This window comes from Flavobacterium notoginsengisoli (genome assembly GCF_042686225.1).
Lineage (GTDB): Bacteria > Bacteroidota > Bacteroidia > Flavobacteriales > Flavobacteriaceae > Flavobacterium > Flavobacterium notoginsengisoli.
In genome coordinates, this window is sequence record NZ_JBHUOT010000009.1 from 114,811 (window position 1) to 131,466 (window position 16,656).

Annotated in this window: 17 protein-coding genes; 8 read left to right on the forward strand and 9 right to left on the reverse strand. The window is 33.6% G+C overall.

Annotated elements, in window-relative coordinates:
- Nucleotides 1-53: 53 nt before the first annotated feature.
- From ACFS3A_RS19380 to ACFS3A_RS19390, 3 genes are all read right to left on the reverse strand, one after another.
- Nucleotides 54-707, reverse strand: coding sequence for an HD domain-containing protein (locus ACFS3A_RS19380; protein ID WP_379827210.1), 654 nt, complete (start codon nt 705-707; stop codon nt 54-56).
- Nucleotides 708-892: 185 nt separating this feature from the next.
- A complete protein-coding gene (locus ACFS3A_RS19385) occupies nt 893-1,885 on the reverse strand; it encodes an acyl-ACP desaturase (protein WP_379827211.1) in 993 nt (330 codons plus the stop codon).
- Between the two features lie 44 nt (nt 1,886-1,929).
- Nucleotides 1,930-2,676, reverse strand: a complete 747-nt coding sequence (locus tag ACFS3A_RS19390) for a lysophospholipid acyltransferase family protein (protein WP_379827212.1) — start codon at nt 2,674-2,676, stop codon at nt 1,930-1,932.
- 125 nt (nt 2,677-2,801) lie between these two features.
- Here ACFS3A_RS19390 and rnpA point away from each other — a divergent pair, with 125 nt between their 5' ends.
- From rnpA to ACFS3A_RS19410, 4 genes are all read left to right on the forward strand, one after another.
- Entirely contained in the window at nt 2,802-3,206 is a 405-nt protein-coding gene (gene rnpA / locus ACFS3A_RS19395) for a ribonuclease P protein component (RefSeq protein ID WP_379827213.1), read from the forward strand.
- Between the two features lie 70 nt (nt 3,207-3,276).
- Nucleotides 3,277-4,128: a DUF4349 domain-containing protein gene (locus tag ACFS3A_RS19400; RefSeq protein WP_379827214.1), complete on the forward strand. Its 852-nt coding sequence runs from the start codon at nt 3,277-3,279 to the stop codon at nt 4,126-4,128.
- Nucleotides 4,129-4,130: 2 nt separating this feature from the next.
- Nucleotides 4,131-5,768, forward strand: a complete 1,638-nt coding sequence (locus ACFS3A_RS19405; RefSeq protein WP_379827215.1) for a S41 family peptidase — start codon at nt 4,131-4,133, stop codon at nt 5,766-5,768.
- Between the two features lie 3 nt (nt 5,769-5,771).
- A complete protein-coding gene (locus ACFS3A_RS19410) occupies nt 5,772-6,575 on the forward strand; it encodes an OmpA family protein (protein ID WP_379827216.1) in 804 nt (267 codons plus the stop codon).
- 468 nt (nt 6,576-7,043) lie between these two features.
- Here the strand turns inward: ACFS3A_RS19410 and ACFS3A_RS19415 are convergent, their stop codons facing one another.
- Entirely contained in the window at nt 7,044-7,421 is a 378-nt protein-coding gene (locus tag ACFS3A_RS19415; RefSeq protein ID WP_379827217.1) for a hypothetical protein, read from the reverse strand.
- A gap of 279 nt (nt 7,422-7,700) precedes the next feature.
- Here ACFS3A_RS19415 and ACFS3A_RS19420 point away from each other — a divergent pair, with 279 nt between their 5' ends.
- The 4 genes from ACFS3A_RS19420 (at nt 7,701) to ACFS3A_RS19435 (ending at nt 11,347) form a co-directional block, all read left to right on the forward strand.
- Nucleotides 7,701-8,756: a hypothetical protein gene (locus tag ACFS3A_RS19420; protein ID WP_379827218.1), complete on the forward strand. Its 1,056-nt coding sequence runs from the start codon at nt 7,701-7,703 to the stop codon at nt 8,754-8,756.
- Nucleotides 8,757-8,762: 6 nt separating this feature from the next.
- A complete protein-coding gene (locus ACFS3A_RS19425) occupies nt 8,763-9,824 on the forward strand; it encodes a hypothetical protein (protein WP_379827219.1) in 1,062 nt (353 codons plus the stop codon).
- Nucleotides 9,825-9,856: 32 nt separating this feature from the next.
- Entirely contained in the window at nt 9,857-10,882 is a 1,026-nt protein-coding gene (locus tag ACFS3A_RS19430; protein WP_379827220.1) for a hypothetical protein, read from the forward strand.
- Nucleotides 10,883-11,011: 129 nt separating this feature from the next.
- A complete protein-coding gene (locus ACFS3A_RS19435; RefSeq protein WP_379827221.1) occupies nt 11,012-11,347 on the forward strand; it encodes a helix-turn-helix domain-containing protein in 336 nt (111 codons plus the stop codon).
- A gap of 163 nt (nt 11,348-11,510) precedes the next feature.
- Here the strand turns inward: ACFS3A_RS19435 and ACFS3A_RS19440 are convergent, their stop codons facing one another.
- The 5 genes from ACFS3A_RS19440 to ACFS3A_RS19460 form a co-directional block, all read right to left on the reverse strand.
- Nucleotides 11,511-12,065, reverse strand: a complete 555-nt coding sequence (locus tag ACFS3A_RS19440) for a TlpA family protein disulfide reductase (RefSeq protein ID WP_379827222.1) — start codon at nt 12,063-12,065, stop codon at nt 11,511-11,513.
- A 197-nt stretch (nt 12,066-12,262) separates the two neighbouring features.
- Nucleotides 12,263-13,930: a S41 family peptidase gene (locus tag ACFS3A_RS19445; protein WP_379827223.1), complete on the reverse strand. Its 1,668-nt coding sequence runs from the start codon at nt 13,928-13,930 to the stop codon at nt 12,263-12,265.
- Nucleotides 13,931-14,075: 145 nt separating this feature from the next.
- On the reverse strand, nt 14,076-14,519 hold the full coding sequence (locus ACFS3A_RS19450) for a GNAT family N-acetyltransferase (RefSeq protein WP_379827224.1): 444 nt from the start codon (nt 14,517-14,519) through the stop codon (nt 14,076-14,078).
- A 238-nt stretch (nt 14,520-14,757) separates the two neighbouring features.
- The gene (locus ACFS3A_RS19455; RefSeq protein WP_379827225.1) at nt 14,758-15,414 is read right to left on the reverse strand and encodes a DUF1579 domain-containing protein; all 657 of its coding nucleotides are present in this window, start codon (nt 15,412-15,414) and stop codon (nt 14,758-14,760) included.
- 249 nt (nt 15,415-15,663) lie between these two features.
- The gene (locus ACFS3A_RS19460; RefSeq protein WP_379827226.1) at nt 15,664-16,632 is read right to left on the reverse strand and encodes a DUF4837 family protein; all 969 of its coding nucleotides are present in this window, start codon (nt 16,630-16,632) and stop codon (nt 15,664-15,666) included.
- Nucleotides 16,633-16,656 lie beyond the last annotated feature (24 nt).

Consider the following 16,656-nt stretch of genomic DNA (forward strand, 5'->3'; position numbering starts at 1 on the left):
GGTTCTAGTTTAATAGAGCCGTTTTGTGTTTAAATGATTCTCTTATTCAAAATTTATTTCAATCCTTCCCACTCTGCATAAAACTGCGCTAGAAATAATTCCATAAAACGATGTCTTTCTGCGGCGATTTCTTTTCCTTTTACAGTATTCATTTTATCTTTTAAAAGCAAAAGCTTTTCGTAAAAATGATTTATCGTTGGAGCATTATTCTTTTTATACTCTTCTTTTGTCATATTGGTAACCGGAGCAATTTCCGGATTGTATAAAGCTCTGTTCTTAAATCCGCCGTAATTGAACGCTCTCGCCACTCCAATTGCACCAATTGCATCAAGACGATCGGCATCCTGTACAATATCCAATTCAACAGAAGAGAACTTTCTTTCGAAATTTCCGCCTTTATAAGAGATATTTTCAATGATATTGACCACATGTACAATTATGTCTTCTGAAACATTTTCGCCCTCTAAAAACGCTCTTGCTGTTTTTGGCCCGATAGTTTCATCTCCGTTATGGAATTTACTGTCGGCAATATCATGTAGTAAAGCTCCCAATTGAACAACTGTAAGATCACATTCTGTATCTTTTGCAATCAGAAGAGCGTTTTTGTAAACACGTTCAATATGAAACCAATCGTGTCCGCCTTCGGCGTCGTTTAGTTTTTCTTTTACAAAAGTGATTGTCTTATTTATAAGTTCAGAAGTATTCATAAAGTTGTGATTTGTGATAAAAAAGGCAAACGGATTAAACGAATTTGCACAGTTGTTTATTTTAAATAAAAAAGTTGATTGTTAAAGCTTTGAAACTTCAACAATCAACAAATATAATTTATTCAAATTCCAAAAATCTAAAATTTCAAATTGCAATCTGAAATCTACATTCTAAAATCTAAAATTTAAAGTCTAGCTGGTTCAACCCATTTAAAGATATGAGATTCTTGCGGAATAACAATTCTTTCAGAAATTTTAGCCATACGTGCAGGTAATTTCATTAAATAATCACGTGCTTTTTCTGCTTCATCCGTTAAATTGGTAATTTTATCAACTTCCCATTTATTGATTAATTTCTGCATAATCTCCACATAATCTGTAGCGGTATAAACACCAATACGCTGTGCAGAATCTGAGAACTGCTCAAACGCGGTACTGATTTTTTGTCCGGATTCTCTCAAAAAGTGAGCCGGCATAACGATTTTCTGCTTCATCATGTATTGAAAAGCCAACATCATTTCGCTTGGATCAACCTGAAAAATTCTCGTAACAAATTCACTATATGCATGGTGATGACGCATTTCGTCACCTGCAATCATTTTACACATTTTAGACAACTTATTATCGCCAAATTTCTTTGCAATCTGCGATACTCTATTGTGAGAAACATAAGTTGCTAATTCCTGAAAACTAGTGTATACAAAATTTTTGTACGGATCAGTTCCAGTTCCAATATCAAAACCGTCGTTAATCAAATGCTGTGTCGTCATTTCGATTTCACGCATATTTACACGACCAGACAAATACAAGTATTTATTCAAAAGATCTCCGTGGCGGTTTTCTTCTCCGGTCCATTGACGGATCCATTTAGACCAACCGTTACCACCATTTTCTACCTGATTTACTCCTTCTACATCCATCAACCAGGACTCATATGTAGGTAAAGCTTCTTCGGTGATCGTGTCACCCACAAGCGTAACCCAGAAATCGTATGGTAATTCTTTAGCAATTTCGCGCAATTCTTTTACCTCTTCAAAGAAATTTTCTCCTTCAGAATTGGGTAAAAAATCCGACGGTTGCCAAATTTTTTCCACTGGAATTAAATACTGTTCAACGAAGCTATCCACGTTTTTTTCCAAAAACTGCATTACTTCTAATCTAATGTTTTTTATAGACATTACTTATTTTAAATTTGAGTTTACGTCTTAGCTCGGACTAAAACTTAAACCTGTTTATACTCATTTATTCCCTCTTTAACTGCTTTCTCAGTAATCTCCATCAACTCTTCAAACTTATAGTCTTTTACAGCCAAAGCCTGGTGTGCCGTAAATGTCAGATGGTTTCCTAAACCAACCGGAAACATTCCGTATCGAACGATTTTCCAGGAATTATTAATACTCACCGGTACAACATATGCAGATGGCGCATATTTGCATAAAATTTTTAAACCGCTTTGAGCGAATTCTTTTGGTTTACCCGTTTTGCTTCTTGTTCCTTCCGGAAAAATAACGGCAGATCTTGTGTTTTTTTCGATATATTCAGACAAGCCTTTGATAACTGGTATCGCTTGTTTAGGGTCTTTTCGGTCAATTAAGACAGATCCGCCGTGTTTCAGATTATAAGAAACACTCGGAATTCCGCTTCCTAATTCCTTCTTACTTACAAATTTACAATGAAAACGTCTAAAGTACCAAATCATTGCCACGATATCGTACATACTTTGATGATTTGCCACAAAAATAATCGGAGCACCTTTCGGAATTGTGTCTACACCTTTAACGGTATATCTTGTACCAATTAGATTTGTACATTTTAAAAGACAGAAGTTTAAATAATCAACACTTTTTTTATGAGCCTGGTAACCAAAAACATTTAAGCAAATCCACTGAATTGGGTGAAAAACAACCAAACATAAACCAAATAATAAATAATAAATTACCGATATTGGATAAGAAATAATTTTTTCCATGCTTCAAAAATTAATGCGCAAAAGTAGTAAATATATTTTTAGACTTATTAAAATTGAAAACAATAACCGTTTTTCTGGTTTAATTGTACCTTTGTGGCAGAATTTGCAAATCTTTTCTGAATTAAATGAACTTCAAATACCCTAAAAACGAGCGTTTAAAAAGCAAAACCACTATTGGATTACTGTTTTCTGAAGGAAAATCGGTTTCCAAATATCCGCTTCGTTTGGTTTACCGTCAAGCGGAAGAAAATTCAGAAGAACAGACTAAAGTTGGTGTTTCAGTTTCTAAGAAGTATTTCAAGAAAGCTGTTGACCGCAATTACTTCAAGAGAGTTTTGAGAGAAACCTATCGTTTAAACAAACATTTGCTTTTGGATAATCTAAATGAAAAGTATTCGATTATGCTTTTTTATCAAACCAAAGACCGATTATCTTACGAAGAAATCAACACCAAAACGATTCAGTTATTTGAGAAGTTTACTGCTCAGATAAACAAAACACAGGATTCTGAACCGAAAACCGAATCGTAAATCCCAAAACGTAAGATTAATAATCAAATTAGACAAAAAAATCGTAGTTTTAGCTCTAAATTGAAATTTTATGCGTCAACTTTTCTTTTTATCGGTTTTAGTTTTGATTCTTTTAGGTTGTAGTAAATCTTCAGCTTCGGCAGAAGAAAATTATGCTATTGCCACAGTGCAGCTTCCTCCAAAAGGTGAATCTGAAGCTTATGACAAAAAACCAAGTCCGAACGATGCACCTCCTCCACCTCCGCCTAAAGTAGGTCAACAAATCGAGCAAAAAATCATAAAAGAAGCGACTTTAAAATTTGAGACTGATAATTTAGAAAATTCATTCAGTCAAATTCAAAAAGCCGTTGCGAATAGTAAAGCACGAATTATAAACGATTCTGAAGGAAAAGATTTTGCAACTCTTTTTAGAAATCTTACTATAAAAGTACCAAGTCAAAATTTTGACCGTTTTATAAATGATGTCTCCAAAGGAGTTTCTTATTTTGAAGTTAAAAACATTTCTGCTGAAGATGTTACAGAACAATTTATTGATCTAACTTCAAGGCTAAAAACAAAGAAAAAACTCGAAGAGCGCTATCTTGAAATTTTAAAGAAAGCCAATAAAGTCAGTGAAATTTTAGAAATTGAAGAACAGATTTCCACCATTCGTGAAGAAATTGAAGCCAAGGAAGGTCAGCTGAAATATTTAGAAAGCCGTGTTTCTGAAAGCACCATTACTATTGAATTTTATAAAACAATACCTGAAAAAGAAGGTGTAAAAATATCTTATGGTTCCAAACTTTGGAGTGCGATTGAATCTGGATTCTATACTTTATCTGATTTATTGCTTTCATTATTAAGTGCCTGGCCGTTTGTAATTTTAATTGTTGTATTTGCCTATTTTATTAGAAGAAGATTAAAAAGAAGAAAAAAAGAATAATCATGTATCCGTATTTCAAAAAGAAATTTATTATACCAGTCGCTGCTGCGGGAATGTTGTTTGTTGGAACCAGTTTTAAAGAAGATTTCTTTGAGATTGCTAAACAGATTGAGATTTTCACAACCTTATTCAAGGCCGTAAATACGAATTATGTAGATGACACCAATCCGGGCGATTTGATGGATAAAGCCATTAAAAGCATGCTGGCAAGTCTTGATCCGTACACGGTTTATTTTAACGAACAGGATGTTGTTAACTTCAAAATCAATAATACGGGAGAATATACAGGAATTGGCGCTTTGATTTCCAGAAAAAAAGATCGTTTGGTTGTTCGCGAACCTTATAAAAATTATCCTGCCGATAAAGCCGGATTAAAAGCAGGCGACGAAATTATCCAAATTGGAGATGTTTTAATTGCCGATTTTAAAGACGATGCTTCTCAATTGTTGAAAGGAACGAAAAACACTAAAATCAATATCAAATACCTGCGTCAGGGAAAACCACTTACTACTGTTTTGGTTTTGGATGAAGTCGATATTAAATCGGTTCCTTTTTATGGAAAAATAGATGATAAAACAGGATATATTGTTTTAGCACATTTTAGCAGAAAAGCTTCCGCTGAAGTAAAAGAGGCTTTGGAAAAACTGAAAGCTGATGGAGCCAAACAAATCGTTTTAGATTTAAGAGGAAATCCCGGTGGTTTATTAAACGAAGCGATTGATATCTGTAATTTATTTGTTCCGAAGAATGAGGTAATTGTAACAACAAAATCAAGAATTGAAAAACATAACAATACTTATAAAACCCAAAAAGAACCAATCGATACCGAAATTCCGCTGGCGATTTTAGTTAACGGAAGAAGTGCTTCGGCATCTGAAATTGTTTCGGGTGCTTTGCAGGACTTAGATCGTGCCGTGGTTTTAGGAAGCAGAAGTTTTGGAAAAGGTCTAGTACAGCGTTCTGTTGATCTGACTTACGGAACGCAGTTAAAAGTTACGATTTCAAGATATTATACGCCATCCGGAAGATGTATTCAGGCTTTGGATTATGCTCACAAAGACAAAAACGGTGTAGCACAAAAAACAGATGCTAAAAATTATAATGCTTTTAAAACCAGAAAAGGAAGAACGGTTTATGACGGCGGCGGCGTTTTACCGGATATCGAACTGGAAGAAGCCAAAACCAGCGCCATTGCAACTGCTTTAATTAAAAATGATGGCGTATTTGATTATGCTACATCTTACTATTATAAAAATCCAAATCTTGGAGATAAAATCCCAACGATAACAGATGCAGATTATTCGGCTTTCAAGCAATATTTGAAAACCAACAAAATTACATTTGATACTGAGACTGAAGTGGCTTTAAAAAATACTTTAGCTGCAGCTAAAAATGAAAAAATAGACGAAACTATTGCTCCTGAATATCAGCAATTATTGGCTGCTTTAGAAAAAAGCGAAACTACTTTATTGGATAAAAACCAAAAAGAAATCAAAAACATGATTCAGGAAGAACTGATTAAGAGATATCAATATCAGGAAGGTTTGTATCAGTTTTACATCAAAAACAATTCAGAAATTAAAAGAGCAGTAAGTGTATTAAATAACCAGACAGAATATAAAACGATTTTAAAAATGTAGTGAATGAAGCTATCTCTGGCCATACTTCTTCTTTCATTTTATACAGTATCGGCGCAGCAAAAACCTGTTGAAACTATCTATTTCGAATTTGACAGATATGATTTAACAAACAAGCAAAAAACAGTTGTTTCGGGCTTTATAAAAAATATAGACACCTCTAAGGTCGAGTCTATACAGATTTATGGTTATTGCGATGACAGAGGGACAGATTCATACAATTTTAAATTATCAGATAAGCGGGCAATTACCATTCAGAATCTCCTGGTTCATTACGGATTCAAAAAGAATAAAATTGTTATTCTGGAAGGACGAGGACGTATTAAAGTAAAGACAGATACCGTAAAAAATCTTCATGAAACCCGTCTGCAAAACCGGCGGGTTGATTTAATTGTTGTCAAAAAACATAATTTTGGAAAAGATATTCATACTTCTTTTAAAGACAAACTAAAAGTTGGAGACCGGGTTTACCTGGAAACCATTCTTTTTAATATTGGAAGTGCCAAACTTACTTTAACTGCCAGAAAAGAATTGGATAATGTTGCGATAACTCTTCAAACCCATCCCAATCTAAATTTTGAAATACGAGGTCATGTCTGTTGCACTCCGGAAATTTACAATGACGGAATTGACAGAGATACCAAAGAGCGAAGGCTGTCATGGAATCGTGCCAAAACAGTTTTTCATTATTTAATGAATAAAAAAATCTCTAAAACCCGTATGACTTATGTAGGATGTGGGAATAAATATCCGCTCGGTCATGGAGACAAATACGACAGACGCGTGGAGTTTTTAATTACTAAGATTTAAGTGTTTTTGCCACGAAGGCACTAAGACGCTAAGGTTTTTCATTTTGTTAGAGAAAATCAATCTCATAAAGACGCTAAATCTCAAAGTTTTATTTTTTTCATTCTGACACAATAAAGATTATAAGTTTGCTATTAAAAATTTGCTGCTCGGCGTTTTTGTGAGATTCAAAACTTAGCTCCTCGAAAAAACTTTGTTAATTAATGCCTTCGTGGCAAAAAACCATAAAAAAAACCGCTAAGAATTACTTCCAAGCGGCTTCAAAATACAATGGTTTTGGTTAGAAAAATTAGCTTATTTAAAACTATGAATAAATGAGAAATTACTTATATTCATTACAAAGAAACATATCATTTTTTATAAACCTCTCCAATAGAAGTTTTAAAAACGACAGAAAAAGCCAAACTTTTTAAAAATGGATTTTCTTAAACTGCTTTAGGTCGTAAACAATTTGATTTTGCTATTTGTTTTTTAAAGTTCCTTATTCTTAAGCTGTACTTCCAGATTCTCAATGTATTTCTTTTGTAGTTCTATAGTATATTTTGCTTCTTCATACAAAACCTTATAATCCGGTTCCTGCCTTTCTGCAGAAATAACTTTTACATCTTCCGCTTTCGCAGCTGTTTTTAGCATTTCTCCTTTTCCTGTAAGGAGCCATATTAAATCAATTTCTGGATAATTGGTGATTAAATCTTCTATCGCATTTGAATTTATAGGGGTAAGTTTCGATTTTCCTTTAAAATTACCATAAGTCATTCCGATAATTTCAAAAAACTTTTCTTTACCAATCCCTTTAAATTCAGCAATCTGTAATATTCTCTCTTTTATTTTGGAAGATTTATCTACCATTTTTACATCTTTAGAAGATTTATTTGCTACATTTACTTAAATGTAAGAGCAAAAACAAAGGTATAGTTTTAAAACAATTGGCATACAATAGTTCAAACTTTAACCTGTTTCTATACGTACCTCAAAATTTCCAACTTCAATTTTCATTCAAAAGAAGTCTATGACTTCTGTGTAAAAGCCACTATTTACGCAACTTAAGCTTTTATGCGGTAAAATTCGCATAAAATCGCATGAGAAAAAACTTACTTATCAAATAATTTTGCACAAATTTTATGATTTATGAAAAAGTATTTAAAAATGAGTTTGGTGTTATGCTGTATGGGAACGATGAATGCTTATACACAAGTTGGTATGCCAACAAACAACCCAAATAAAAATTCTGTTTTAGATTTAAACAGAACCGATGGCACAAGCGAAAAAGGATTATTACTGCCCAAAGTCGCCTTAAAAGCAACAAACAATGTCTTGCCAATGTCTGCCCATGTTGCCGGTATGTATGTTTATAATACTGCTACAGACGGAACAGGCGGAACAGCCGTAACTCCGGGTGAGTATTACAATGATGGTACCGAATGGCTACGAATGCCAACTGCTCCCTGGAATATAACGGGAAATGCCGGGACAAATGCTTCTACCAATTTTCTGGGAACTACCGATGCAGTTGATCTTGCTATTAAAACCAATAATACAGAACAAATGCGCATCACCAAAACGGGAAATGTATTGGTTGGAACCACCACAGTACCTACAGGCGGCACAAATGCCAAACTTATTGTAAACAACGGCACTACAGCCGGTGCTTTACAAATTATTGATGGTTCTCAGGCAGATGGAAAAGTGTTGACCTCTGATGCTAATGGAGTGGGTTCATGGGAACTACCTGCTACACAAAGCCCAATAAATGCGACTCTAGGAGCTGCTGTTTATTTACCTAGTTCTGCAGTAGCCACTGGAACATGGTTCAATTCTGGAACCACTATTACATTGCCTCCCGGAAAATGGCTGGTATCTGTAGATATGCTTTTAGCCAAAGAAGGTGGATTCACAGCAGCAAATGAAACATGGTGGATTCGTTCTACTTTTAGTAACAGTCCTACTACAATGGCAAAATCTCCTGATATAATCTCAGTATCTTATTTTATTAGTGGATTACTTCCTAGCAGTAGTCAATTAGCTATGATGAAAGGAAGTGTTGTAATTAATAATACCAGCACTACCAATAAAACTTATTATTATATAGTAGGATCATTTGATGGAATGAATGTTACCGGAAGAGTTTTTACAGCTTCATCAACTAACGCAGAAAATAGAATCACATATCAACGTATATATTAAAACGATATGAAAAAAAATTTAAAAATAATAATGATTGTTTCATTATTCTCAACCTATGCAAATGCTCAGGTTGGATTACTGTCTAATAACCCTAATAAAGATGCCGTTCTAGATCTAAACAAAACAGATGGAACCAATACTAAAGGATTATTATTGCCAAAAGTAGCTTTAACAGCTATCAATAGTGCCTCGCCAATGACCGCTCATGTAAAAGGAATGAGAGTTTACAATACCGCTACAGCAGGAAGCGGTGCAACACGAGTAATACCGGGAATGTATTTTAATGATGGAACCCAATGGGTAGATATATCAGCAGATTGGGAAGTAACCGGTACGGGAGCAACAGATGTCACAGTAAATTTTATTGGTAATATGAATGCTGTTGACTTTCCTGTTCGCACTAATAATAGTGAAAGAATGCGTGTTACCAACACTGGAAAAGTTTTAGTAGGTTCTACAACAGTTCCTACTGGAGGAACAAACAGTAAAATGATCATTAATAATGGAACGACAAAAGGAGCCATTCAAATTAAGGATGGTTCAGAGGGTTTAAAAAAAGCATTTGTCTCTGATGCAAATGGTGTCGGTACTTGGAAAGATCAATCTGTTGATGTAATTTTTATCAATCCAGAAGTTTCGTCAGGAGTAGATATTCCTTTTAATACTGGTCCTAACTGGCTATATACTAAATCAAAAATAACACTTCCGGTGGGAAAGTGGCTTGTTACCGTAAATATGTTATTAACGAAATACAAAACAGGAGTTCCTACATGGTGGACAGCAAGTAATGAAAGCTGGTGGGTTCGAACAACATTCAGTGACAGTAGTACTGCTATGGCTATTTCACCTGATATTATTTCGCGATCAACTTTGATCAGTGGCTTACTGCCTGCCAACTCATATTATGCGCTTATGACGGGAACATTAATAATTAATAATACTTCCGGTGCTAATAAAACTTACTATTATATCGGAGGACAAATGGATGTTTTAAATCCTACAGGAAGTCTTGCAAGTTTTGGAGGAACATGGGCAGAAAATAGTTTTATGCTACAAAGAATTAATTAATGAAAATGAAAAAAATAATTAAAATAGCTTTAATGTTGTTGGTAATAACATTAAGCAATTCGTATGCACAAGTGGGTATTCCTGGTAATAATCCAAATAAAGATGCTGCACTTGATCTAAATAATACAACAGGTACTGCTTCTAAAGGCTTGTTATTACCACAAGTTGCTTTAACTGGCTTAACAAGCCCTGCTCCATTAAGTACAAACACAGCGGGTATGCATGTTTACAATACTGCCACAGCAGGAAGTGGCAGTACTCAGGTCATTCCTGGTGAATATACTAATAATGGAACTTCCTGGCAAAGGATAGCAACAATCGGATGGGGATTACAAGGAAATGCAAATACAACTGCCAGTAATTTTATTGGAACTACCGATGCTGTTGATTTAACTATTCGAACTAACAACACTGAACAAATGAGAGTTTCTTCGGCTGGGAAAGTATTGCTTGGAACTAGCACTGTACCAACTGGAGGAAACAATGCAAAAGTTATAATAAATAATAATACAACCCCTGGTGCCTTGCAACTAAAAGACGGAACTGAAGGATTGAATTATATACTCACAGCAGATGCAAATGGTTTGGCAACATGGAAACCACAAACCTTGGAATCTTTTTCTACTAATACTTATGGAGCAGGTTATAATATACCTAGCAGCCCCTTAAACAAATGGTATTACACAGGAACATCAATAACTTTACCACCAGGAAAATGGCTAGTTAGTGCGACTATGCTATTATCTAAAGGTGCAACTATGTATACTGGTCCAACAGAAAGTTGGTGGATTGGAAGTTCTTTCAGTGATAGTTTGACCACATTAGGCTTTTCTCCAGATATTATTGATGGTAAATACATAAGTGGTTTGTTACCTCCTAATTCACCCTATAACATATTATCAGGATCCACAATAATTAACAACACAACTGGCTCTAATAAAGTTTATTACTATATAGCTCTGGTAGGTCAAACAAGTCCTACTGCTTCAGGCCAGCTTTTAAATTTTGGATCAGGAAGCTGGGGAGAAAACAACATTCGTTGGCAAGCCATAGATTAAACATACAAAACCTTTGTCAATAAATTTATGACAAAGGTTTGCCTTTTTGGTTTCAAAAATTGAAACCTTTTAACTGCCCTTATTAAAAGTTTGAAAAGCCTTTTTATTAATTCTCAAAAGAACATCAAAATGACTAAAGTAAAACTTACTAACGCCAGATTGTCTAAAGGAATGTCGCAGGAAGAACTGGCAGATTTAATAGGCATGACACAGTCTAATTATAGCAGACGCGAAAACGGTCATAAAAAAATCTCTGAAGTAGAATGGGTTAAAATTGCCAAAGAATTAGGAGTATCCAAAGAAGAAATTTACGAACCTGATGAGGAAATACTACCCAAAAATGATACTCTAAAAATGCTTCAGTTTACTATACCCAATTTTATACTCGAACATATCGAACTTTTAAAAAAGGAAAACAAGATCCTTAAAGACAAACTCAAACAAGTCAAAAAGCAAAAACCTTAGTTCTAATCTAGATAAACGATTTACAAAAAAAGTATTATAGTATAAATAAAAGTCTCTTTTTCATGGTTACAGTTTTTCGGTATATCTGAAAAAGCCATTTTATTCCGTTTTATTCAAACACCTTTTTATCTTTAGAAATCCCATTAAAATACTACTTGTATATTTATTTAACAATTGGTGGAGGTGGTCTGTTCGAAATTGTATTATCTGATTCCAGAATTTCTTTTCCTTCGAGAAATTTAGTAATTACAGTATCATTAATTGTATAAGGAACTCCAATCCATCTTATAATTCCTTTATTATCAATTAAAATAGTCTTTGGTAGAGCAATAGTTCCTTTGTCGTCTAACACAAAATCGTTTAAAGCTTTTTTAGTCTGATCGCTTACTACAATAGAATTAAATTTTACCCTTTCTAAAGTTTTCTTCGTTTTTTCTGGAGACTCGTATGTAATAGAAACAAAAATTAAATCCTTTTGGTTCTTAAACCTTTCCTGCATCTGATTTAATTTTGGAACTTCTTCCAAACAGGTTGTACACCAAGTTGCCCAAAACTCCAGTAACATAAACTTTTTATCGAAATTCTTATCTTCAGGAACATTCTGCAGATAATCTGTAATATTGAGCTTTGGAGCTTTTTCGCCAACTTTCAATTTATTTTGACAGAAATTATATTGTGACAATATCAATACAAAAATGATTAGAAGAATCTTTTTCATAGTTTTTTTCTTCTAAAATTAAATAAATATCGCATTCAAAAAACAAAAAAATCTTCTCCTTAAAAAATAAAAATGCTTTTGTTCACTATATCCTATTTTATACTCGAACATATCAAACTTAAAAAAAGGAAAATAAGATCCTTAAAGTCAAAAAGCAAAAACCTTAGTCTTAATCTTAACATACGATTTACAAAAAATTACGTTTTATTCGAATTTAAATACGCTTTGGCGGCTTCTAAAACCTCATCTCTGCCTTCCTGAATTCCTTTTATAGTAGGTCGAGCCTGAATATCAACTTTAACACCCACTCTTTGTGTTTCTCTTCCATCAGGATAAAAAACACCAAGACCGCTCATAAAAGAACGAAAACCAATAAATTCAATTTTTGAAACATCACCATCTGCGGCAGCTGTTTGACTTCCAATAGTCATAACATTATTTCCCGTTTGTAATAGCATTGTCAAATACTCTGCGGCGCTTTGTGTTTCTTCATTTACCAATAAAATGACCTTACCTGTGTAAAATTCATTTTTAATAGGATCTATCGTTTGTGGTTTTTTCCAAATAAACTTTCCCGGATAACTCAAATCAGGTTTTATTAACTTGACATATTCTTTATCCGATTGAATTAACCTTCTGGCAATTCTGTAAGGTCTAAAATTTGGATAATTTCTAATTTCAATGATTAACCCTTTTGTTGAGCTAATTTTTTTCATGATTTCATCCTGCTCTTTCATTTCTAAATTGTCCAGATTAATGTAGGCAATATTATTTTCATCAGCCGTAAACTTTTCCTTATTGTATTTAATTTCAGGATATTTCAAAAATCTATCGTATCGCTTTATTGTCTTGACCAAAACATTCTGGTCTCTTCTGAATTTAATTGTAACTGAATCTGTTGAGCCGTTAAAAATATAATAATGGTAATTTTTTGCTTTTGTGTTTTTATTTGATCCATTCACATATTTTGCCCGCTCTTTCATTATTTCCAAAGCATTTTTACCGTTTACTTCTTCAACAATATCTCCTATCCTGATATCGTTTATTTTTGCTAACGAATCATTGTAAAGTCCAGCTACAACAATTTTATTTTCTATAACATTTACAAATGCCGGAATATATTTTCGTCCAAAAAAATCAAAATTTATATCTGAATAAAAACTTGCATGTGTATCATCTAATTTCACAACCGTTTCATGCATTGCTAATTGATATTCCAGTGCATTCTCTGAATTTTTAAATTTTGGAATCATTTCCAGCAAAACTGTATCCCATTTTTGATCCATCATATATTTGTATGGAAAAAAATATTCAACAGTATTCCAATATCGAAACAAGCTTAATAGTCGATAATTTTTGTCGGGGTATTGAAAATTAGGATATTGTATTTCATTTTTTATTTCTATGTTATCTCTGGAAGTAGTTGTAACATAAAAATTAGAGCCCTGGGCACGATTTTCTTCAATATATTTAAGTTTTTGAGAAAGTTCGTTTGTAAACACATCGGAATTTTGTGTCCATGAAAGATCAAAGTTTTTATCAAAGTATTCTTTCCCTGAAACTGATTTACAAGATTTACATTCTTTAATCGTTCCTAAATCCGAAATCCATTCTGCATAAATTTTAGATAATTCTTCTTTATTTTGAGCCTTCTCAACTTTAGGTATGATCTTTATTAACTGCTCATCCCAATTGAAATTTCCTTTTGCCACATTTGGATGATAATATTTTAAGAATCCCCAAACTTTTGCTAAACTGGCTAAGTTTTCAATTTGTTTATTTTCTATCTGTTTCTCTGATAGATTCTGACCAAAAGTTATAAAACTGCAAACAAAAAAAAATAAAACCCACTTTACTTTACTCATTTATACTATTTTTTACTAAAACAATTAAAAAATCTAAATTATAAATTGTGAGTTCTAAAAATGTTATTGTAATCATAAAATTACAAAACCAAAAAACCTTCATTTACTTTATTGTTTAATGAAGGTTTTAATAATTATTTTTTTATTATTCCCGAATCATCTCAATATGCGGGATATCATCTTCCAGATACATTTCGCTGGTCTGCACAAATCCGTGGCTTTCATAGAATTTCTTTAAATACAATTGTGCGCCAATAGTAATTTTATCTTTTCCAAAATTGGATTTAACTCCCGCGATGGCTTCCCGCATTAATTCATGTCCCCATTTTTTATCTCTATAACTGGCATCTACTACTACTCTTCCAATTGAGGCATTATCAAATGATATTCCGGCATCAAATAAACGGGAATAAGCCACAATTTTGCCTTCATACTCGCCAATTAAGTGTAAAGCTTTCTTGTCTTTACCGTCAAGATCCAAATAAACGCAGTTTTGCTCTACTACAAAGATCTCACTTCTCAATCTGAGCAAATCATATAGCTCGTTTACATTTAATGCCTCAAAAGGCTTTATTTTCCATTTTAACATTTTGCTGTTTTTTTTGCCACGATCCCGATAGCTATCGGGACTAAGGCACAAAGTTTTATTTCTACTACAATCCCGATAGCTATCGGGACTAAGGAGCAAAGTTATTATTTTATGTTAAAAGTAGTAAAGCTTTATAGTTTCCCGCTTTGTACAAATACAAAAGGCTCAAAGACACAAAATTTCATTATATATTTAAACAAAACCTTTGTGTCTTTGAGCCTTCGTGGCAGAAAAAAAATTACTTTTTCTTCATTAGGATTTCCATACTTTTATATTCGGTACCATTTTTTGTGTCGAACATTTCCATTTTACGTGTTTTTGGATCTACGATAGTATAAACTTCTCTATAGGCATTCTTTTTGCCTGTAACAGGATCTGTAAACTCTCCTTTGAATGTAGCACTTTTTGTGCTTTCGTCATATTTACCAATTCCAACCATCATTCCGGTTCCCATATTGTCAATAAAAGTGGATGTATATTCTTTACTGGCATTATTGAACGCTAACGTACTTTTACCTTCAAACGGAGCTCCCATAATTTTTCCAACATAATTTGCTTCCTGATAACGCCCTCCCAGAATCATTTTGATAGTGGCTACCGAAGATGCTTTTTCCGGTTTTGAATCCGGTCCGTACCAGAAAGTCATATCGCAATTCCATGTTCCTGTTTCATCAGCCATCCATTTATGAGGTTCAGATGGAGTTGCAAATTCCTGCCAGGCTTTGGCTTGTGCAGCAGAATCAACCGGAGCTGCGGTTGTTGTTTCTTCTACCAGGGGCTCTTCAGTTTTAAGACTATCGGAAACCTTTACCGTCTCATTTTCAGCTTTTACCTCTTTTTTACAAGAAATAAAACATAGCGAAATCAGTACTAATGTTGTGGTTATTTTTTTCATAACTATTTGTTTTTATGTTTGTTATAAAAACAAAAGTAAGAAATATATTAAAGTGAATTGTTTCGGGTTGGAGGTTTTATGTTTCAGGTTTTTGCGCAACTCAATATTTAGCCGCAATGAACGGAAGGATTTACATTAAATTATTTGCTACATGCCAATGATTATAAAGACAGAGTCCGCAAAGTTTAAAAACTTTGCGGACTCTGCGTAGATCTAAGCTTCGGATAATTATTGCGTTAAGAGCAAAAATTACCTTTTATCTACCTTAACGGATTTAATAATGGCTTCTAACTCCAACATAAGATCTCGTTCCTGATTGGAAGGCGAATAGCAAAATCCTTCAATAACCAATAGACGATTATAGCTTTTGTCAACAATCGCATAATTGACAAAAGGACCTGCCATGAAATCATTTTTTAGTTCCCATGTTCCTTTTGTTTCAAAAGCATCTTTATTGTCTAATATTACTCTCAAAAAATAAGGTGCATAAGCTTCGCTGGTAATCATTGGCGTATTGGGTTCACGCCCTTTGATATAACGTCCAACAGAGTCACGCATACGAACGATCGAATTGATTATATCTTTTCTTTTTTGAAAATTATGCAAGGGTATCTGATAGACTAATAAACTGGTATTACCACTAATGATTTCTTTCTTCAACCAGATAAAATTCTTTTTGTGAAGCATGTATTCATATCCGGTTGGAATCTGAAGATCGATATGAAATTTATTCTTGATGATTGCAGGATTTAACAATGACTTACTGTTGTCTTCCTGTATTTTTTGAATTTCGGCATTTCGGATTTGTCGTATTATTTCGGGCGAATTTAATTCGATACTGCAAATAATATCGTCAACCGATTTTCCGTAAATGCGGAAAGTATTGTGCGGTAGAGCTTTGTTATGAATGATTTCGAATTTATCTGTCGCAGCTTTCTTAACTACAATAATGCTTCGGCTATCGGTTACAAAACCTTCGAGTAAGCGGGCAGGATATTGATTGATGGTAAAAAGTGGTTCTTCCTGTGTTAGTCCGAGAACCGGAGATGCAAATTTATTTCGAATACTATCACCCACTTCTCCATACCATAACTGATCATCAATAATGATTGAAATGGTATTGGTTTTTCCGGAAACTGATTCGTTTTGTTTCTCTCCCTTGAAACAGGAAGTGAGGAAAAATGGCACTAATAGCAATAAAAAATGGGTTTTATTCATTTTCTTAATTTATGAAATAAAACC